Consider the following 18896-nt stretch of genomic DNA (forward strand, 5'->3'; position numbering starts at 1 on the left):
TGCTTTTATGATCACTTCTCGCGCTTTATGATCACTTTCCCACTTTTATAATCACTTTCCACGCTTTATGAGCGCTCCCCATCTTCCGTCTCCTCATCCTTCACGGGTTTATCGCCATGAATGACTTCATACAGTTCATCTTCCACTGAAATATCTGCGAGTCCCACTTTTGAGCGATAAGCTGCACGAATGATCAGGTGCCCCGCGACTGGGGCTGTGAGGAATACGAACACGATGCCTAATAACACGCGGACACTGACGAAATGATCATGGAACAGAAAGTATAGGAACACGCCGATCAGCGTCAGCAATACCGATAGAGTGGAGCTTTTCGTCGCTGCGTGGGATCGTGTATAAACATCAGGTAATCGGATGATCCCGAACACACTGATGACACTAAAAATACTTCCCAACAGGATAAGCAGAGCGCCGATGAATTCACCGATCTCGTTTTCGTTCAACGATAACCCCCCTCTCAATATATTTTGAAAAGGCGATTGTGCTGATGAACGACAAGATCCCGAGAATCAGAATGACTTCCAAGTATGCTTTCGTTCCGTAAACAACGGATACGACTCCGATCATCGCAATCAGATTCACACCGACAACATCCATTGCAATCACACGATCCGGCATGGAAGGACCAATGATGAGCCGGAGAACGGCGATCGCAATTGTTACCGCGAACAGCACTACAGAGATTGCTAGCATTGTCTGAATCATTATCGGGTCACCTCCATAATCGCTTTTTCGAAGTTCTTCAATTGTTTGATCAACCCATCACGGGATTCTTGGACGTCCATCGCATGGATGTACAACGCATCACTTTCCGGAGTCACTTCCATTACGACAGAACCTGGCGTCAATGTCAGCAACATCGAGAGCATCGTAATTTCCACGTCACTACGCAATATAGTTTCATACTTGAAAATTCCTGGTTCGATCTTCAAACGTGGACTTAAAATCTGTTTCAACACGACCGCACTCGATTGGATCAATTCCGAGACAAAGATGAAGAATAACCGGACGACAGCGTAGACACGACGTAAGTAGAAGCGTGTACCGAAAAAACGGTGCATGAAGAACAGGATTCCGATTCCTACGAGAAAGCCTGCGTAGAACGTGGAAAAACGCAATTCGTCTTCATCGATGAGCAGCATCCATAAAAATGCAATGAACAAGTTTAATAACAGTTGACCTGGCATTCTCCCGTCCCCTTTCCTCTGCGCTATTTTTTCAGCAACGCTTCTTTGTCTAAAACAGCTTCAATATATGTTTGCGGATTGACCAATGTCGACGCTGCGTCATTCACAAATGGCGCAATTGCGTCCGCTCCTATCCCGATTGCGAGCGTCAAGACGCCAAGCATCACAATGGGTAGCAGCGTACGTTTCTTCAACACAACCTGTTCTTCGCTGCCGATGATCGCTTCCCCCATGAAACAGTTGAGGAAAATGCGCAACAACGAATACAACACAAACAAACTCGACAGAAACGCTAGTGTCAGCAACACATACGTTTCCGCTTCGATCAGACCTTCACCGAGCAACACTTTTCCGATGAATCCACTGAATGGTGGAATTCCGGTGAGCGATAGCATGACGATGAAAAACAGCCAGCCGAGTGTAGGATAATTCCGTATCAACCCACTGAGTTCTCCGATTTTCGCCTTACCTGTCAATGAAATCATCAACCCGCCTGCTAAAAACAGCATCGCTTTTGCAACCATGTCATGTAACACGTAATAGATTGAACCTTGTAACGCAACTTCGTTTCCAGCAGCAAGTCCGACTAGGATGAATCCCACCGCAATGACCACGTTATAGGCTATGATTTGCTGGATATTACTCGATGAAAGTGCACCGATACTTCCCCCAATCAACGTCAATGCAGCCATGATTCCGATAATTGACTGAGTAATTTCTGGAGAATGATGGAACACAAGTGTGAACATACGGATTAGCGCATAAATCCCTACTTTCGTGAGCAATGCGCCGAACAACGCTGCGATTGCTGCAGGTGGCGCGCTGTAGGAACCAGGCAGCCAGAAGTACAATAACAACCCCGCTTTCAAACTGAAGACGAGTAAAAAGATCAGACTAATCACGGTTAGTACTGGACCTTGACCATTTTCAGCGACACGCTCCGCTAATTGTGCCATGTTGAGTGTCCCTGTTGCGCCGTACAAATACGCAATCGCGAGTAAGAAAAACCATGAGGCTAGTACATTAATTGTAATATAAGTAAATGCTTCGACAAGCTGGACTTTGCGTCCTCCTAGAATTAGGAGTGCATACGACGCAAGTAACATCACTTCAAAACAGACGAATAGGTTGAAGACATCTCCCGTTAAGAATGAGCCATTGACGCCTGCTAGCAAGAAAAGCATAAATGGATAGACATACATCTTCTCAAATGCTTCTCCAATCGTCGAGAACGCATACAGCAAAATAATACTTGTTACTGTTGCAGCAGCCGTAACTAGTAACAGCGCGAACGAATCTCCGACAAATAGAATACCGTATGGTGGTTCCCAACCACCAAAGTCCAATCGCAGAATGCCTTCAGATTGGATCCGCAGCAACAAGTACACACCGATTCCAGCAGAACTTGCAGTTGCTAAAAAGCTGAGGGTGCGCTGCAGGATGAACGAATTCCGGAAGAATGTCAGTACAATCGCAGTGAGTAATGGAATAAGGACAGGCAATACGAGTGCATTAGTCATCCAACTCTCTCCTAACATCATCCAAATTATCAGCACCCGTTTCCCGGTAAATCCGGTATGCGAGAACGAGGAGGAACGCGGTGACAGCAAAACTAATAACGATTGCGGTCAGAATGAGTGCTTGCGGAAGTGCATCCGTATATGTCGAACCTTCTTCTGTCAGTAACGGAGCTCCCCCTTTTTTCAATCCGCCCATCGTAAGGATCAGTAAATGGATGGCATGAGAAAGGATTGCAGTCCCTAAAATGATCCGCACAAAATTACGCGACAGCAGTAAATAGACCGCCACCATGACGAGAACGCCTACAAGTAATGTAATTAAGGTCTCCATTCAACTCACATCCTCACTGATCGTCAAAAGAATCGTCACGACGACACCCACAACGGTTAGCGCAACACCAGCTTCAAATAGTAGCACCATCGAAAGCTCCGTTGCTCCGAAAACCGGCAACGCAAATTCCCCTTTTGCCTGGTTCAGAAATTGATTGCTAAACAGCATAGGGACTGCACTACTAGCGACCGCTAGAAACACTCCAAGTCCAGCAATTTTCTTGAAATCGAACGGAATTCCTTTATGCACCGTCTCAATATCGTACGTCATATACAGCAACAGCAACGCCGAAGCGAGTACGAGCCCGCCAGAGAACCCACCGCCCGGGTCGTTATGCCCGGAGATGAAGAGCTCAACACCGAACGTTAAAATGATGAACACGACAATTTTCGTGACAGTGCGCAAGATGACGTCATTGATTTTCATTGCCGTCACCGTCCTTTTTATCTTTTAACTTGATCAACACATAGACACCGAGTCCACCGATCAACAGGACAACAATTTCAAGCATTGTATCGAATGCACGGAAATCCCCCAAAATCGCATTGACGATATTGCCACCGCCTGTGAGCGTTTTGGCGTCTTCAAAGTACTTGGAAATCGGGTCAAACAGGCGATTCCCTTGAACCATAAGCGCTGTAATGATAACGATTAGTCCTGATGCAACCGCGATGAATGCATTCAAAACCTTTACTGGACGACGCGGACGCTCTTTCTTCCAATCTGGCATAAAGCGGAATGTCAGTAAAAACAACACAGTAGTTACCGTTTCCACAACGATTTGGGTAAGTGCCAAGTCAGGTGCCCGTAAGACGACAAATAGAAATGCGACTGTAAATCCAAGGACACCATTCAGTAGAATCGCGATCAACCGAGAATTCACGAATAGTATCGCAACTGCTGCAGACATCATGACCATCACGAGAATGTATTCATTGACCGTTACGACTGAATCCTCTGAAAAGTTAAACGCTAGACGCCATACAAAACTCAACGCAGTTCCCATCATAGCGATGAAAAACAGCAGAATGTACGTGAAATAACGATGCAAATGCCCCGTCATGTACTTATTCGTCAGGTGGTAGGAGTTGCCCTCAAGCTGGATAAGCAACAACGCATAGATGTTATCGATCTTCCAACTGAACGGCGCAATTGTATAGATCCTTCTCCACTGACGTAAGAAAATGTAGAGAATCGTACCAATCAGTATGATACCAATCGTCATCCAAAGTGCCGGATTCAATCCATGCCACGCTGCAATGTGCGGGACAAGTGATTCAGGATTTCCAAACGATGGATAGACCGCCGCCATTGCTGGCTTCAAAATCCATTTCCCCAGTACGTTCGGGAAGAAGAACAATCCTACAATCATTACTCCTAAAATGGATGGCGCAACTAGCATCCCAGGTCGCGGATCATGCGCTCCTCGATCGACCCATGCAGGCTGTTGCTGCTGGCGGCCAAAAAACGTTTGAAAAACGATAATCATGCAATATACGAATGTAAGAACACTCGCTACCCATGCGACAATCGGAATCCAAATGTGGACACCTGGTAACGCCAAGTGTTGCACAGCGAGACTCGCTTCCAAAAAGAGTTCCTTACTTAAAAATCCGTTAAACGGAGGCAATCCCGCCATTGAAAAACTACCTGCAAGCGCAATAGTAAATGTGATCGGCATGAATACAGCAAGTCCGCCGAGTTTCCGAATATCACGCGTCCCGAGTTCATGGTCTACGATTCCGATGATCATGAATAACGCGCCTTTAAATGTGGAATGGTTAATCAAATGGAATAGTCCTGCAAACGCCGCAGCGGTATAGATCGTTTTATCCGCCCCTGGTATGTCCAACATGGCGGCTGAACCGATTCCAAGTAAACTCATGATCAACCCAAGTTGGCTGATCGTTGAATAGGCGAGGAGCGCTTTCAGATCATTTTGGCGAACTGCGTTGAATGAGCCCCATAACAAGGTCAAAAGCCCAACGAACGTCACCGAATAGAACCAAAGTTCACTTTCACCAAATACAGGAATGAAGCGGGCGACAAGATAGATCCCAGCTTTGACCATCGTAGCTGAGTGTAAATAAGCACTGACCGGTGTCGGCGCTTCCATCGCGTCTGGAAGCCAGATATGGAATGGGAATTGTGCAGATTTCGTAAATGCTCCAAGTAGAATGAGGAGCATCGCTGGGATGAAAAGATCGTACGTCGGTAATGTTCCCGCCATACCAATCATCTCTTGGATACTATAAGTCCCCGTCATTTGGTGCAACATAAGGAATCCGACGAGCATACCAATTCCACCTGTTACTGTGATGAGCATTGCCTTTTTCGCACCAGCTCGAGAATTTTTCCGTTGATGCCAAAAAGCGATGAGCAGGAATGATGAAACACTCGTTAACTCCCAAAATACGTAGAGTACCAAGACGTTATCTGAAAAGACGACACCGAGCATGGAACCCATGAACAACAACAAGTACATATAAAAACGACCGAGTGCTTCTCGTTCAGATAGATAATAAATGGAGTACATGACAACGAGCGTTCCCATGCCTGTGATGAGCAATCCCAAAATCATACTGAGACCGTCTAAATGAGTGGTAAAGTGGATATCGGCAGCGTTTAGCCACCGGATGGTGTGGAATAGGTTCTCGCCTGAAGCTAGACTTGGAATCTGAAAACTAAGGATGACAAACAAAATCAACGGAACCGGTAATACCATCCAACCGATTTTCTTACTGCGTACATATGTATAAAGAAACGGGACAAAAAGCGATGCCAGAAACGGCACCAATATAAGTATCGGAATAATCATTTCGTCGTACCCCCAATCAAAAAAGAAAACACGGGTTCTATCATCAGAGTCTTCTAACGGACGGTGAAAGCTTGGAAATTCGTAGCAGTACTTGTACGGGGTTTTCAAGAATCCGCAGAAAAGTTTCTGTGACGGCTTGACGCGGATGGAAAAGCCGGCGATAATGAGTGCCATGTGAGTACAGTGAACAAGCCCGAAACTATCTTTTAGTTTCAGGACTACCGTTCAAACGATGGCGTTTGTGTTTTGGTTTCATTATAAAGTATACACAACATTTACATCAATCGCACTTGAGACGGTGCGCACGAGTGTGAGATCGCCTAGTATTCGGATTCTATGGAGGTGGAGGACTACATGGGAAAAGTGAAAGGACGCATGGATGAAAGCATCCTCGTCTGTGTGTATTATGGACCTAACGGAGAGCGACTTATTCGTCGTGGTCATCAGATGGCAAGCGCGATGGACTGCCCTCTTTACATTTTAACAGTCGATCCACGACCATTAGATGATATGGATGCAGACAAATCGGATTACATTGACAGATGGCGTGAGCTTGCGGATGAATTCGATGCAGACGAATTCATCGTACGGGATAACGAAAGTAGACCCACCGCAAAAGTGATTAAACAAGTCGCACACGACCGGAATGTCACTCAAATTATTATCGGGCAAACAGCCCAAAGTCGATGGGAAGAAATTACGAAGGGGTCGTTCATGAACGTCTTGTTGCGTGAAATTACATTCGTAGATTTCCACGTCGTATCGGTCGCACGTTCCATTAAGCATGATGTCGAAGGGTTGTTCGAAAAAGGATTACGAGCCTATCTGACGGATGATGGAGAGGGCTTCCGTATCACGTTCAACTATACAAAAGACGCTCGATTTGAAGGGATTTTCTTTAAAGAGACCGGAACTGATTTCAATAATGGCATTTTTAAATTCATGCATGACGGAAAGATGTGCCAGGTGAGAATTACAGATGATCGTGTTGAGGATCCATCTCTGGTCAGTTGTAAAATCGATGCATAACCAAACCAAAGGTAAAAGCAGAGAGTGCTGAAGCGCTCCCTGCTTTTTGTTTTGTCGCTATAGTATTCTTACTCCGCAGGTTCTCCTACAATTTTCACTTCGCGTTCGAGATCTACTCCGAAACGCCTTTTCACTTCTGCTTGGACCATTTCAATAGTTTGAATGTAGTCCGTTGCAGTTGCGTGGTTTTTGTTGATGATGAATCCTGCGTGCTTGGTTGAGACTTCTGCTCCACCGACTCCTTTTCCTTGAAGCCCGCTATCCTGGATCAGTTTCCCAGCGAAATACCCGGGAGGACGTTTAAACACACTTCCTGCTGATGGATACTCGAGCGGTTGCTTCGACTCACGCAAAAATGTCAATTCTGCCACTTTCGCATCAATCGTCTCTTGGTCACCAAACTGGAGGTCAAAGTCTGAAGACAGAACGAAGTACCCTTCGTCTGCGATAATGCTTTTCCGATAACCGAGTCCAAGTTCCTCTTTCTGCAAAACAAAGATTTCACCTTTACGATTCATAAGGGTAGACTTCACGATGATGTCTTTTATCTCCCCGCCGTATGCTCCGGCATTCATGGCCATTGCACCTCCGACAGAACCCGGAATTCCACAAGCAAATTCAATTCCAGTCAATCCAGCGGCTGCAGCTGCTTTGGACACATCGATAATATATGCACCGGCTTCAGCATGGACGTGCGTTCCATTTACAGTAATTACATCTAATTTCACAGGATGCAACACGATGCCACGAACTCCTCCGTCGCGAACTACCATGTTAGATCCATTTCCAAGTAGCAATAACGGGATATCATGTTCATATGCGTAACGGACAGTTGTTTGCATTTCATCAACCGTTTCAGGAATTACCAGTAAATCAGCAAGTCCGCCTAATTCTGTTTTTGTATAAGCTGAAAGGGATTCATCCAGCAAAAGCTGTCCCTTAGTAATCGTCGTTTGTAAATCAGCAAGCCATTGTTGCTTAGCCATTCCACCCAACCCTTTCGAATGTACGTACCACTCTTACAGTATGCTGTGATTATAGTGATTTGACAAGAGGTACGTACATGTTTTCTATATAGTTTCATTCTACTTGTTATACATTAACAATTGATGAGAATCCGTGTATTTTCAATCCATTCCGTTAAATCTTTTGATTTCTGGCGAAGATGGACTTATATGAACTTAATGAACACGGAGGGAAATCACTATGTTGAACTCACTCTGGCTTGAAACAGCCTATCCTCGCGACACCTATCTCCCGCCCTCTTCAGATACGACATGCGATGTTTGTATTATAGGAGGTGGATTATGCGGTCTCACAGCAGCATATTTGTTGGCAAAAGCCGGTAAAAAAGTGTTATTGCTTGAAAAGGATCGAATTCTTGAAGGAGCTTCCGGAAATACGACTGGGAAACTAACGACGCAGCATGATTTAGTCTATGCAGACCTCCTGAAGACATTCGGCGAGGAATCCGCAAAAGTCTATTATAAGACGAACGATGCGGCAATTCGGTTCGCTCAGTCTATTGCTGAAGGTGACGAACTGCGTTCAACGAATTCTGTATTGTTCGCAAGTACTGACAGTGGAGTGGCAGCTTTAAGGAAAGAAGCGGATGCCTATAAAACACTTGGCATTCCATTTGATCGGCGTCTGAATTGTGAATTACCACTCTCCGTTAAAGAAACACTTACACTAAGTAATCAGGCACAGCTCCACCCTGTCAGATATGGTCAGCATATTGCAAAACTTGCTGTTTCTGAAGGTGCACAACTATGCGAAAAATCCGATGTTCGCTCTATGGACTTGAAAGAGAAATCTCTACAACTCGCATCTGACATCGTTATTAACTTTGATGAGCTCCTGTTATGTACACATTATCCAATTGAAGCGCTACGTGGTATGAACATTTTGAAGCTGGAAGTAAAACGCTCCTATCTGATATCCGCACCTGCTGATATGCCGTTGCAAAGCCAGTACTTATCTGTAGATGAACCAAAACGCTCAATTCGGACTGTATTCATCGACGGTCGTCCTCATTTTTTACTCGGGGGTGAGGATCATAAAGCAGGTGTCACGAGCGATACAGACCTCCACTACAACCGACTGGCGGAAGAGTTGCAATCTGTCTACCATCTAGGGGAACCGGTCCATAGCTGGTCTGCACAAGATCCGTCAACTCCGGATTTAATCCCTTATGCAGGACCGATTTCAGCCGCAATGCCATATGTTCATATTTGTACAGGCTTCCGTAAATGGGGAATGACAAATTCCCTCGCAGCTGCCCAAATTGTCACTGACCAGATTACAGGTCAACCGAACCCTGCCATCTCGCTATATGCACCTGATCGCACTGGCTTCGGTACACTTTTACTACAGGCTTTGAAAACGACGGGATTTGTATTAAAGGAATTTACCGGCGGTCACTTGACTCGTACGGATGCTCCTATTTGTACGCACATGGGATGTCGCACCCGTTGGAACAAAGGTGATGAAACCTGGGATTGTCCATGCCATGGCTCCCGTTTTAGAAAAGATGGTTCTGTATTAGAAGGTCCCGCAACACGTCCACTCGATTTGAAAAAGGACTAGCGTTAAATTGTGGAATCGGCATTATGAACGGGAGTATCGGCAACCCCGACGGTTGAATCGGTATTATAAGTTGCGGAATCGGCAATACCAAAGCTTATATCGGAAGTTTCAAGGAATTAATCGGAATCCGAACACAATTCAACAGATACTTCCACTAAAAAAAGCTGTCTGGTGAGTGAACACGTCACTCTCCAGACAGCTTTTCATCATTTTCACTTAAATGCTTCCGTCAATACCGGAACGATTTGTTTCTTACGAGATACAATTCCGTTCAAAATCGCCATGTCATTCGCTGGTACTACCTTAAACGCAGTCATTGCAGCAAATGCTTTCTCACCGATCGCAATTGCAATTGAATCGTTGTTAATAATATCCGTAATGACAAATAAGAATAAATCAAGTTTCTTCACAGATACTACTTTCGTCAACAGTTCTGTCAACTCTTCCTTGCGATTCAACACATCATTCAAATCGACCGCATTGACTTGAGCGATTTCCATCGTCACATCGGCGACCTCGAAAGTTTTCGCGTCGAGTGAAATGAGTTCTTCCAATGTTTTGCTGCTGAGATCTGCACCCGCCTTAAGCATGTCCAATCCGTAAACGTTTGCGTCCACGCCTGCGATTTCTGCAAGTTCGTCAGCTGCTTTCCGGTCTTCTTCAGTAAATGTTGGAGATTTGAACAACAACGAATCAGAAATGATTGCCGATAACATAAGTCCGGCAATATTTTTCGGAATCGCTACACCGTGCTCTTTAAACAACTTGTTTAAAATCGTCGCCGTACATCCAACCGGCTCGGCACGATAGTAAAGGGGTTCGCTCGTTTGGAAATTTGCAATCCGGTGGTGGTCAATGACTTCAAGCACTTGAACGTCTTCAATATCATCTGCACTTTGCTGCTTTTCGTTATGGTCGACTAAAATGACTTTTGACGCTTCTGTTGCAGCGCGATCGATTTGTCGTGGTGCTTCAAAACCGAACGTTTCCAATGCAAACGCAGTCTCTTCAGAAACACTGCCAAGTCTTACAGCTTCTGCATCCACTCCGATTTGTTGTTTCAAATATGCGTATGTGATCGCAGAAGCGATTGAATCCGTATCGGGATTTTTGTGACCAAATACAAGTACTTTGTTCATAAGTGAATTCCTCCTAATGTCTTTACCTATTGCATCTTTCTTATCTTACCATCACGACAAGGGCGGCGGAAACAGAAGCATCCCGATTTCATCTTTATTTTGCACAAAATCTGCAATTGTATAACGGTCCAACACCGCTAAATACGCGTGCAAAGCTTCCTTCAAAACCCCTTTCAGCTGACAAACAGGTGCAAGGACACACTGATTCGATTCCCGATTAAAGCATTCCACCAATTGAAAATCGTCTTCCGTCTTGCGAACAACATTTCCTACATTAATATGTTCTGGTCGGACTTTCAAACGGATCCCGCCCCCTCTACCACGGACTGTTTCAATGAAACCCGCCTTGCCGAGTTCATGCACGACTTTTGTTAAATGATTTTTTGAAATCGTGAATGCCTCGGATATTTCTGCTACAGTTGATAATTCGCCTTCTGGCTTGGCAGCCAAAAAAATCAAAACTCGCAACGAGTAGTCTGTATAGAGCGTCAACCGCATCTCGTTCACCATTCTTTCTATAAGATCCTACGTTTTTGTCCATTCATTGAATGAAATGTGACTAAAATTCGAACTGTCTTTAAAGATGTATTTTTTATATAGCTTTTCTAATTCATTAGGATTATGCTTAATTCATCAACTACGAGAGGTCGTGTCAATTATGTTATCCCAAGAAAAAATTGATATTATTAAATCCACTGTACCTGTTCTAGAGCAACATGGCAAAACAATCACAACAGTTTTTTACAAAAATATGTTCGAGGCGCATCCAGAGCTACTGAACGTGTTCAACCACGTCAACCAAGCACAAGGTCGCCAACAAACCGCACTTGCAAATACTGTACTCGCAGCTGCAAAACATATAGATAACTTGGGTGCAATCATCCCTGCAGTTGTTCAAATCGCCAACAAACACGTATCTCTCGGTATCCTTCCAGAACAATATCCAATCGTCGGTAAGTATCTTCTTGGAGCCATCAAAGAAGTACTTGGAGACGCAGCAACTCCTGAAATCCTTGGTGCGTGGGAAGAAGCATATGGCATAATCGCTGACGCATTCATCGGCGTAGAAAAGTCCATGTACGATGAGATGGCAGCTGAAGAAGGCGGCTGGAAATTGTTCAAAGGTTTTGTCCTTGCTGATAAAATCAAAGAAAGTGAAGTTATTACATCTTTCTACTTCAAACCAGTCGACGGTGGTAAAGTGCCAACCTACAAACCAGGTCAATACATCAGCATCAAGCTTGAAATTCCTGGTGAGAAAAATACGTTGATCCGTCAATATAGTCTTTCCCAAGCGCCGAATGGTGAGTCATTCCGTATCTCTGTAAAACGCGAAGCGGATAACAACCCAAATGGGAAAGCATCCGTTTTCCTTCATGACCAGTTAAACGTTGGTGATATCGTTGAGCTTAGCGCTCCAGCTGGCGATTTCTACCTAGACGTAGCGAACACTACACCTGTCACACTAATCAGCGGTGGTGTTGGAGTGACTCCGATGATGGCAATGTACGAAACAATTGCAACAACTACACCAGAACGTCCTGTAGCATTCCTACACTCTGCTCGGACTCGCAGCCACCAAGCATTCGACAAAGTCGTTCGCGAAATGGACGAATCTCTTGCAACTTCAAGCTATGCAGCGCTTTACTCTGAAGAAGGTGACGGGTTCATCAACCGTGAATTCCTTGAGAAAAACGTTAAAGAAGGAAGCGACGTTTACGTTTGTGGTCCGACTCCATTCATGCAAGCAGTAATTAGTGAATTGTATGCAATGGGTATCGACAAAGAAAAAGTACACTTTGAATTCTTTGGTCCTGCTGTACAACTAAACCTTGCACATGCTTAATAAACAAAAACAAGCCGTCATCGCTAGTGCGATGACGGCTTGTTTTTCTATTTTATACTGTGCAGTGCCTTTTTAGGTAATCTGAAAGATGCGATGAGCAACGTAAGCATGAGGAACAGCCCAATATTCCCTATAAACGGATACAAAAAGTCAAGTAATGCTGAGAATCCGAAGAAACTGAGTCCAAAACCAATGACGAGTACGACGAGTACGAACACGCGGAAACGCGGAGTCCCTCGACGCACAAACCGTGCTCCAAACGAATAGAACATGCTGACTGCCGTATTGAAAATCATGCCATACATAACAACCGCCATCAGGATGGCCAAAATTGGTGAAATGTCATTGATGATTGCAAGCATTGGTAAGTCCGCATCTTTTACAACATCGATTTTCGAGAAGATGGCTAAATGACTGAGTAAAATCATGATTCCAAGCCCTAGCCCGCCAACAAGCCCACCAAGCGCTGCTGCTTTTTCATCTTTCTCAGCTCCGCCCATGACGAGTGCCATTGAGGCCCCCACAGCCATATTGAACGATACGTAGTTAATTGCTGAGAACCACCAATTCGGCAAAGGTGTTTGGACTGACGTTGCCACACTGTTCAGGCTCGAGAACGAGTCCGTCATGTTTGTGAGGCAATAGACTGAAACGATGACGACCGCAAGTATGAGGAATGGTGTAACACTCCCGATAACAGCCACGACACGATCGACTTTTAATAATACCGTTAAAAACACCAAAATAACCATAAGCAAGCTTCCTACGAAAGGCGGGAGTCCAAATTGCTGATTCAAGTTCGAACCCGCACCTGCAATCATGACTACGCCTACTGAAAATAACGTGATGACTATAACGGCATCGACTATTATTCCGAGGTATTTCCCACTGATTGTATAGACGGCTTCTTTATGAGAGGTAGTTTGCATCCGACTCCCTATCCGCGTAAGGACCATCCCAAAATACGCAAACAGGACAGTGGAGATGATGGCTCCTATAATTCCAAGCAATCCGAAACTTGTAAAATATTGAACAATCTCTTTCCCCGAAGCAAAACCAGCTCCGACGATAATTCCAATAAATGCGCTTCCCATCTTTAAAACTTTCAAGCATTTTCCCCCTAATTCGTATACACGTTGGAACAAACGGTTTATTTCTTTCTCTTTAAATCTTCTGAAATTTCCTCAAGAATCTCTTCCAGTCTTTTCAGTCTAGCTGAATTGTCTATTGCATTCCGTACGACAAAATAGAGCATAAACGAAAACAGAACGAAGGTGATAACGAGCACCAACAACCATTCACCCAATGATCCAGCCTCCTGTCTTGCCACTTTTCAGGCTATTCTAGCTATGTATACTACTTCGTTTAATTTACCACTCCTTTAAAGCGTTTTCAACTCACCGAAAAGAAGACCCACAAAGGGGCCTTCTCATAAGTACGTCTATTTTCACTTATTATGCTTCTAGTAACTTGAGTGCTTCACGGTTAAACGCAGGGATATCTTCCGGCTGACGGCTTGTGACAAGTTGGTTGTGACAAACCACAACTTCTTTGTCATGGAATTTAGTACCTGCATATTCCATGTCAACGCGAATTGACTTATACCCTGTCGCGTCACGACCTTCCAAAGCCTTTGCAGTAATCAGCAGCTGTGGTCCGTGACAAATCGCAAATACGGGTTTGTCTGCATCCATGAAGGCTTTCGCGAAGTTGACGAAACGGTCATCTGCACGGAGCTGATCCGGAGAAAAACCACCCGGGATGAACAATGCATCGAAATCTTCCGGCTTCACTTCGTTAATGCCTTTGTCGATCCTGACAGGCGTACCTTTTTTCATACCTTTAACGACAGTGCCTGCTTCATTTTCTATAGTAACTACCTCATGACCAGCATCTTGGAAAGCCTTCGCTGGGTCTGCGTACTCTGAGTCCTCAAACATATTTGTAAGTACAGTTGCAATCTTAGCCATTTTCACATGCACTCCTTTTAGTTAATTAAGTTTTGTCTCTCCTTCATTATTTTCCACATCTCTTCCCAAACTAAACCTACGGACGGAATTTAGAAACAAATGCATTGTCTTTTTCATAAAATCGCCAAGGATAGTGCGCTGCTTCACCAGCATTCGCTATGCCGATACGCGAGCTTGTTACAACTTCACCTACCGCATCTGATTTTGCGATGAACAAAGGTCGATTTGTCCAATGATGACCGTAATAATTCATCGTGATCCCAAGTGCTTTAGACAATTTCCCTGGTCCGTTTGTCCAATCTTTCATAGTGAGATTTTCTCCCCTACGTTCGCGCATGAATTCCAATCCTTCAACCGGCTCACCTGCGCGAATTAGAATCGCATGTGGTGTCCCAACCGGTCCACAGACAACGTTCATCAAGGTATGCGTATGCATTTGATAGGTATACACACCTCCCGCCTCTCCAAACATCACTTCCGTTCGCTTTGTTCTACGATTTTGAAAGCTATGTGCTGCCTGATCTTCAGCTCCATGATAGGCCTCTGTTTCTACAATGCGTACAACTACAGGACCTGTCGGGAGTTCATGAACAATCAGTTGGCCAATTAAGTCTCGGGCAAGTTCCAATACTGGGCGTTCAAAAAATTGTTGCTCAACTGGCTCGTGGATAAGTATCACTCCTTCTATCATTCAACAACTGCAAATTTTACAAAACTCTGTTCGCCAGTTGAAAATGGATTCAATGTATTTAAAGGTCTACCCATGTTTCATTATTTACAATCCATCCACGAAGCGGTTCTGGAAAATACAAACGGACCTTCCTGACCGAAAGGTCCGTTTTTTACAATGAATGATTTTCCGCAAGCCCTTGACCTGCAGCAAATTCTTCATAGATCTTATGAGATTTCAATAACTCCTGGTGCGTTCCAACCCCTGTAATTGCACCCTTTTCCAAAAAGATTAATTGGTCCGCATCGATGACAGTTGATAACCTATGCGCAATTATCAATGTTGTACGACCTATCATAAGTCGTTGAAGTGCTTCCTGGACATGTGTTTCAGATCCACTATCCAAATTTGAAGTCGCTTCATCAAGCAAAAGTATAGACGGGTTATGCAATAACGCTCGGGCGATGGCAATTCTCTGTCGTTGCCCACCTGAAAGTTTCATGCCTCGTTCTCCGACAAGTGTGTCGAATCCGTCTTCCATCTCTTCGATGAACCCAAGCGCGTTGGCCGCAGACGCAGCGTTACGGATTTTATCCAACGATGGGCGCTCCGACAGTCCATAGGCAATATTATCGACAATGGTTCCACTTAGTAAGGGACTCTCCTGTGAGACATACCCTATTCTTCCACGCCAGTCCGATAACTCAATTTCTTCAACAGGTCGATTTCCAAGGTAGATCGTTCCGGACATTGGCTTGTAAAATCGCTCAATCAGAGAAAATAATGTCGTTTTCCCGCCACCACTCGGACCGACAAATGCAGTAACGGTGCCCGGTACAGCACTAAACGTCACGTTTTTAAGAACGGGCTTATCGCTATCGTAAGAAAACGACACCTCTTGAAATGCAAGTACCGATTCCGGATCTCCTGTTACTCCTTCAATACGTTCACTATCCATCCCTAAGATCTGTTGGATACGCTCTGTCGCTCCGACAGCTTTTTGGAAGACCGTAAACACTTGAGCCATCTGCGCAAACGGGACAATAATTTGGAACATGAGAAAAATTATTGCGACAAGTGTTCCAGCAGAAAGTGCACCGTTTGAAACTTGGGCACCGCCATATCCTAGGATCGCAACTAAAATCCCCATCATAATCAGTGTCATGACTGGTGAAATCACTGCTTGAATTTTCGCTTCACGCAGTCCAAACCCGAATAACGAACGAATGGCCACAGATCCTTTTTCCTGCTCATACGGTTCTGCACGATATGCTTTTACAAGTCGTATATCCCCAAGTACGCGACCTAAGAGCCCTGAGAACTTCGCCATTTCAGCTTGAGTGGCCTTGGCAATTTTGTGCATCACACGGCCTAGTGGAAAGATAATCGCCATACTAATCGGAATGCTAATGAGCATGATGAGCGTCATCTTCCAGTCGAGGTACAAGAGAATCGCTATTGCTCCAATGATGGAAATGATACCAGTTATGAGCGATACCAAATGGTCCGCAACCAGTTGCTTCAATATCGTTGTATCTTGCGTAATCCGGCTCATCGTTTCACCGGTTTCAGTTTCATCATAATACGGAACCGGTAAACGAAGCACTTTACCCCAGAGTCGGGTTCGCAAGTCCGCAACAATTGTTTCCCCAATATAGGCAAGCATGTAGTAAGACACCCCGCCAAGCACTGCCTGGATCACAAATACAGCAAATAGGAAAATAGCTGTTTTCCAGTTAAATAAGTCAGTTGTTAAAGAATCGACGAGTTGTTTCGTCACCAGCGGGATTGCAAGACTTGCTAGTGTTGAAAAGAGTGCCAATACTAAAGCCGCGACTGTGACTCCTTTCGGCCAATCCAACTGTTTTAGCAGGCTGACAAACTCTTTCAATGACCCTTTCGTTTGTTTTGTTTCTTGACCCGATTCCATGTTATTCCCCATCCATATTCCTACTTTCAATTATAATTTGCTCAGTTTTACCACTGGATTTTTGTTCGTTCCGTTCCTGAAGGATCCGACCGATTTCAAGCCAATCCGATTCTAACGACGGTCGATGCGATGGACGATAAAATATGGAAGCTGGATGAAAAGTAGGGATGATTGTGTAGGTTTCTTCCGTCCATCCATATTCTACATCCTCTAGTTCACGTAAAAAACGCACGGGCTGATTCAACGATTTCCCATGCAGTTCCGTTACTTTAGCCTGTTTGCCGATCAACCTCTGCAAACTCACGTTACCAAGTGTAACGATCAGTTCAGGTTGAACGTTCGCGATTTCAAAATCGAGTACAGGTGCATGTGCAAGGATTTCGAGTTTGGTAGGGGGACGATTGTATTTGCGTTCTGTCAACGTCCCATCCCGTTCTTTTCGTTGACCATAACGATACGGACGACTTCGAACTGCACTCGTTATATACACATCCTCCCTCGTAAGCCCGATGGAAGCAAGTGATTTCATAAGCTCTTTTCCCGCTCTTCCTGTAAACGGAATACCACCCAGTGCTTCCGTTTCTCCAGGTGCTTCGCCAATTAGCATCAGTTTAGGTTGACGTGGACCCTCGCCATACACAAACCCTTCCACCGGGAATCCTTCAATCCGCTTCTTCCCAAGGTCCGCGACAAACTCAGGTATTCTGAATGAATGCATTTCACTCATGCTTATCACCTCATCACTCAATTTACTTATAGCATAAGACATAACGTACCAAACGTGATTGCTCTTCGATATAACCTACCACAATTCGAGCGATATTAATTAGCTGAGCGCTTATTTTATCGTTTCCGGAACTTTCTCCTCGATTGCTTTTTCGATTCTTCGATAGCTCTCTTTTTTTGTTTTATCTTAACTGCTGCAAATATCAGTAGCCCCGTAATTACAATCACACAAAGATAAATGCCGAACCAACTGTACGAAATGAGATAGACTGCATCCCTCCAGTTGTATCCTCTAATACTGACTTGATCTGGATGTCCTTCAGGATAGCGAATTTTCACTAATTCTAAGTTTTTTTCGAAATCATTAGCTGATACTTCTTTCGTCATATGAAAGGGTTCTCCGTCTACAATGAAATTGAATGACAAGTAATAGTTTGTTTCTGCATACCGTCCATGTCCTATGTCAATTCTGCTGTCAGTAATTTCTGCAATTCTATACGTCTGTTCCCCAACATTTTCATGAATCCATCGAAATAGATCACTGAACAAGAACACGTAACAAGCTAACATCGGGGCACCCAATCCAACTGCCAATAGAATTTTCAATAAGGAGCCAAAAGAGTGTGTGAAGGGGTTGGTAATTTTTAGGGAGACAACCAATTTGGATAACTGATAGACGAGGTAAATTATCGGGTAAATGACTGTCACTACAAGCATAATCCAATGTTCTTTATGAGCTTCTCTTCCATCTAGTTCCGTATAGAGTACCCTGCCTTTCATAACGCCTTGAATCTTGTCACCGGGTTTAAGTGTTTCATATTCTTCTTTACTCACCTCTGAATAGGTGCCGATCATCTGTTTCATAGAGACTTTTTCTTCGTTCCCGTTACTGAGCATAACTAAATATTGGTTCTTCCCTAAATAACTTCTTTCAACCTGTTTTCCTGTAACTGCAACTTCTACTGGGCTAGTTTGTTCGCTTTGGATTGTCTTTTGAAAATCTCGTAATTCAACGATAAACATCATAGTTGAAAATAGAAATAAGAGAAAGCCTATTACCGCCCATGCTACGTTCTTCACTTTATCCAAATTACACCTCCACAATAAACCATTGCACTAAAAA

At 44.3% G+C, this 18896-nt stretch carries 20 protein-coding genes; 3 read left to right on the top strand and 17 right to left on the bottom strand.

All coding sequences use genetic code 11. The features are described from left to right. Positions 1–65 precede the first annotated feature (65 nt). From RL70_RS15450 to RL70_RS15480, 7 genes are read right to left on the bottom strand one after another with little or no spacing between them, the layout of a single operon-like run. Entirely contained in the window at positions 66–461 is a 396-nt protein-coding gene (locus RL70_RS15450; RefSeq protein WP_039044305.1) for a Na+/H+ antiporter subunit G, read from the bottom strand. After that, entirely contained in the window at positions 439–723 is a 285-nt protein-coding gene (locus RL70_RS15455; protein WP_025785479.1) for a Na(+)/H(+) antiporter subunit F1, read from the bottom strand. The genes RL70_RS15450 and RL70_RS15455 overlap by 23 nt, the downstream gene beginning before the upstream one ends. Beyond that, positions 723–1205 (bottom strand): Na+/H+ antiporter subunit E, encoded by a 483-nt coding sequence (locus tag RL70_RS15460; RefSeq protein ID WP_039044306.1) that lies wholly within the window; start codon positions 1203–1205, stop codon positions 723–725. The genes RL70_RS15455 and RL70_RS15460 overlap by 1 nt, the downstream gene beginning before the upstream one ends. 23 nt (positions 1206–1228) lie before the next feature. After that, on the bottom strand, positions 1229–2725 hold the full coding sequence (locus RL70_RS15465; RefSeq protein WP_039044307.1) for a Na+/H+ antiporter subunit D: 1497 nt from the start codon (positions 2723–2725) through the stop codon (positions 1229–1231). Next, entirely contained in the window at positions 2718–3056 is a 339-nt protein-coding gene (locus RL70_RS15470; RefSeq protein ID WP_039044308.1) for a Na(+)/H(+) antiporter subunit C, read from the bottom strand. The genes RL70_RS15465 and RL70_RS15470 overlap by 8 nt, the downstream gene beginning before the upstream one ends. Further along, the gene (locus RL70_RS15475) at positions 3057–3482 is read right to left on the bottom strand and encodes a Na(+)/H(+) antiporter subunit B (RefSeq protein ID WP_025785483.1); all 426 of its coding nucleotides are present in this window, start codon (positions 3480–3482) and stop codon (positions 3057–3059) included. Further along, positions 3469–5874, bottom strand: a complete 2406-nt coding sequence (locus RL70_RS15480; protein ID WP_039044309.1) for a Na+/H+ antiporter subunit A — start codon at positions 5872–5874, stop codon at positions 3469–3471. Before RL70_RS15480 ends, RL70_RS15475 begins: the two co-directional genes overlap by 14 nt. 354 nt (positions 5875–6228) lie before the next feature. Here RL70_RS15480 and RL70_RS15485 point away from each other — a divergent pair, with 354 nt between their 5' ends. Further along, positions 6229–6903: a universal stress protein gene (locus RL70_RS15485; protein ID WP_039044310.1), complete on the top strand. Its 675-nt coding sequence runs from the start codon at positions 6229–6231 to the stop codon at positions 6901–6903. A 68-nt stretch (positions 6904–6971) separates the two neighbouring features. On the opposite strand, the gene murB is transcribed toward RL70_RS15485, so the two are convergent. Then, complete coding sequence (gene murB, locus RL70_RS15490) at positions 6972–7889, bottom strand: UDP-N-acetylmuramate dehydrogenase (protein ID WP_039044311.1); 918 nt, start codon at positions 7887–7889, stop codon at positions 6972–6974. 220 nt (positions 7890–8109) lie between these two features. On the opposite strand from murB, the gene RL70_RS15495 reads away from it, so the two are divergent. Continuing rightward, the gene (locus tag RL70_RS15495) at positions 8110–9492 is read left to right on the top strand and encodes an FAD-dependent oxidoreductase (protein ID WP_039044312.1); all 1383 of its coding nucleotides are present in this window, start codon (positions 8110–8112) and stop codon (positions 9490–9492) included. A 212-nt stretch (positions 9493–9704) separates the two neighbouring features. Here the strand turns inward: RL70_RS15495 and RL70_RS15500 are convergent, their stop codons facing one another. Further along, positions 9705–10631, bottom strand: a complete 927-nt coding sequence (locus RL70_RS15500) for a manganese-dependent inorganic pyrophosphatase (RefSeq protein WP_039044313.1) — start codon at positions 10629–10631, stop codon at positions 9705–9707. Between the two features lie 51 nt (positions 10632–10682). Further along, positions 10683–11129, bottom strand: a complete 447-nt coding sequence (locus RL70_RS15505) for an Rrf2 family transcriptional regulator (RefSeq protein ID WP_039044340.1) — start codon at positions 11127–11129, stop codon at positions 10683–10685. A gap of 160 nt (positions 11130–11289) precedes the next feature. Here RL70_RS15505 and hmpA point away from each other — a divergent pair, with 160 nt between their 5' ends. Further along, positions 11290–12477 carry an NO-inducible flavohemoprotein gene (gene hmpA / locus RL70_RS15510; protein WP_039044314.1) on the top strand — a complete coding sequence of 396 codons (1188 nt, stop codon included), beginning with the start codon at positions 11290–11292 and terminating at the stop codon, positions 12475–12477. 47 nt (positions 12478–12524) lie between these two features. Here hmpA and RL70_RS15515 read toward each other — a convergent pair whose 3' ends face one another. The 7 genes from RL70_RS15515 to RL70_RS15540 form a co-directional block, all read right to left on the bottom strand. Next, positions 12525–13571, bottom strand: a complete 1047-nt coding sequence (locus tag RL70_RS15515) for a membrane protein (RefSeq protein WP_039044341.1) — start codon at positions 13569–13571, stop codon at positions 12525–12527. 56 nt (positions 13572–13627) lie between these two features. Further along, positions 13628–13783, bottom strand: coding sequence for a hypothetical protein (locus RL70_RS17960; protein ID WP_156137995.1), 156 nt, complete (start codon positions 13781–13783; stop codon positions 13628–13630). 148 nt (positions 13784–13931) lie between these two features. Further along, positions 13932–14447, bottom strand: coding sequence for a type 1 glutamine amidotransferase domain-containing protein (locus RL70_RS15520; protein ID WP_039044315.1), 516 nt, complete (start codon positions 14445–14447; stop codon positions 13932–13934). A gap of 76 nt (positions 14448–14523) precedes the next feature. Next, the gene (locus tag RL70_RS15525) at positions 14524–15138 is read right to left on the bottom strand and encodes a DNA-3-methyladenine glycosylase (RefSeq protein WP_039044316.1); all 615 of its coding nucleotides are present in this window, start codon (positions 15136–15138) and stop codon (positions 14524–14526) included. Between the two features lie 151 nt (positions 15139–15289). After that, positions 15290–17059, bottom strand: a complete 1770-nt coding sequence (locus tag RL70_RS15530) for an ABC transporter ATP-binding protein (protein WP_231567288.1) — start codon at positions 17057–17059, stop codon at positions 15290–15292. Then, positions 17049–17765 (bottom strand): uracil-DNA glycosylase, encoded by a 717-nt coding sequence (locus RL70_RS15535; protein ID WP_082003451.1) that lies wholly within the window; start codon positions 17763–17765, stop codon positions 17049–17051. The genes RL70_RS15530 and RL70_RS15535 overlap by 11 nt, the downstream gene beginning before the upstream one ends. Positions 17766–17890: 125 nt before the next feature. Next, entirely contained in the window at positions 17891–18862 is a 972-nt protein-coding gene (locus tag RL70_RS15540; RefSeq protein WP_039044317.1) for a hypothetical protein, read from the bottom strand. Between the last annotated feature and the right edge of the window lie 34 nt (positions 18863–18896).

This window comes from Sporosarcina sp. ZBG7A (assembly GCF_000813425.1).
GTDB lineage: Bacteria > Bacillota > Bacilli > Bacillales_A > Planococcaceae > Sporosarcina.

Bases quoted from the DNA above. Each gene is read 5' to 3' on its own strand.
- RL70_RS15500 (WP_039044313.1), bottom strand. From the start codon at position 10,631: ATGAACAAAGTACTTGTATTTGGTCACAAAAATCCCGATACGGATTCA.
- RL70_RS15470 (WP_039044308.1), bottom strand. From the start codon at position 3,056: ATGGAGACCTTAATTACATTACTTGTAGGCGTTCTCGTCATGGTGGCG.
- murB (WP_039044311.1), bottom strand. From the start codon at position 7,889: ATGGCTAAGCAACAATGGCTTGCTGATTTACAAACGACGATTACTAAG.
- RL70_RS15480 (WP_039044309.1), bottom strand. From the start codon at position 5,874: ATGATTATTCCGATACTTATATTGGTGCCGTTTCTGGCATCGCTTTTT.
- RL70_RS15520 (WP_039044315.1), bottom strand. From the start codon at position 14,447: ATGGCTAAGATTGCAACTGTACTTACAAATATGTTTGAGGACTCAGAG.
- RL70_RS15485 (WP_039044310.1), top strand. From the start codon at position 6,229: ATGGGAAAAGTGAAAGGACGCATGGATGAAAGCATCCTCGTCTGTGTG.
- RL70_RS15505 (WP_039044340.1), bottom strand. From the start codon at position 11,129: ATGCGGTTGACGCTCTATACAGACTACTCGTTGCGAGTTTTGATTTTT.
- RL70_RS15495 (WP_039044312.1), top strand. From the start codon at position 8,110: ATGTTGAACTCACTCTGGCTTGAAACAGCCTATCCTCGCGACACCTAT.
- RL70_RS15525 (WP_039044316.1), bottom strand. From the start codon at position 15,138: ATGATAGAAGGAGTGATACTTATCCACGAGCCAGTTGAGCAACAATTT.
- RL70_RS15515 (WP_039044341.1), bottom strand. From the start codon at position 13,571: ATGGGAAGCGCATTTATTGGAATTATCGTCGGAGCTGGTTTTGCTTCG.
- RL70_RS15455 (WP_025785479.1), bottom strand. From the start codon at position 723: ATGATTCAGACAATGCTAGCAATCTCTGTAGTGCTGTTCGCGGTAACA.
- RL70_RS15530 (WP_231567288.1), bottom strand. From the start codon at position 17,059: ATGGGGAATAACATGGAATCGGGTCAAGAAACAAAACAAACGAAAGGG.
- RL70_RS15460 (WP_039044306.1), bottom strand. From the start codon at position 1,205: ATGCCAGGTCAACTGTTATTAAACTTGTTCATTGCATTTTTATGGATG.
- RL70_RS15535 (WP_082003451.1), bottom strand. From the start codon at position 17,765: ATGCATTCATTCAGAATACCTGAGTTTGTCGCGGACCTTGGGAAGAAG.
- RL70_RS15475 (WP_025785483.1), bottom strand. From the start codon at position 3,482: ATGAAAATCAATGACGTCATCTTGCGCACTGTCACGAAAATTGTCGTG.
- RL70_RS15465 (WP_039044307.1), bottom strand. From the start codon at position 2,725: ATGACTAATGCACTCGTATTGCCTGTCCTTATTCCATTACTCACTGCG.
- hmpA (WP_039044314.1), top strand. From the start codon at position 11,290: ATGTTATCCCAAGAAAAAATTGATATTATTAAATCCACTGTACCTGTT.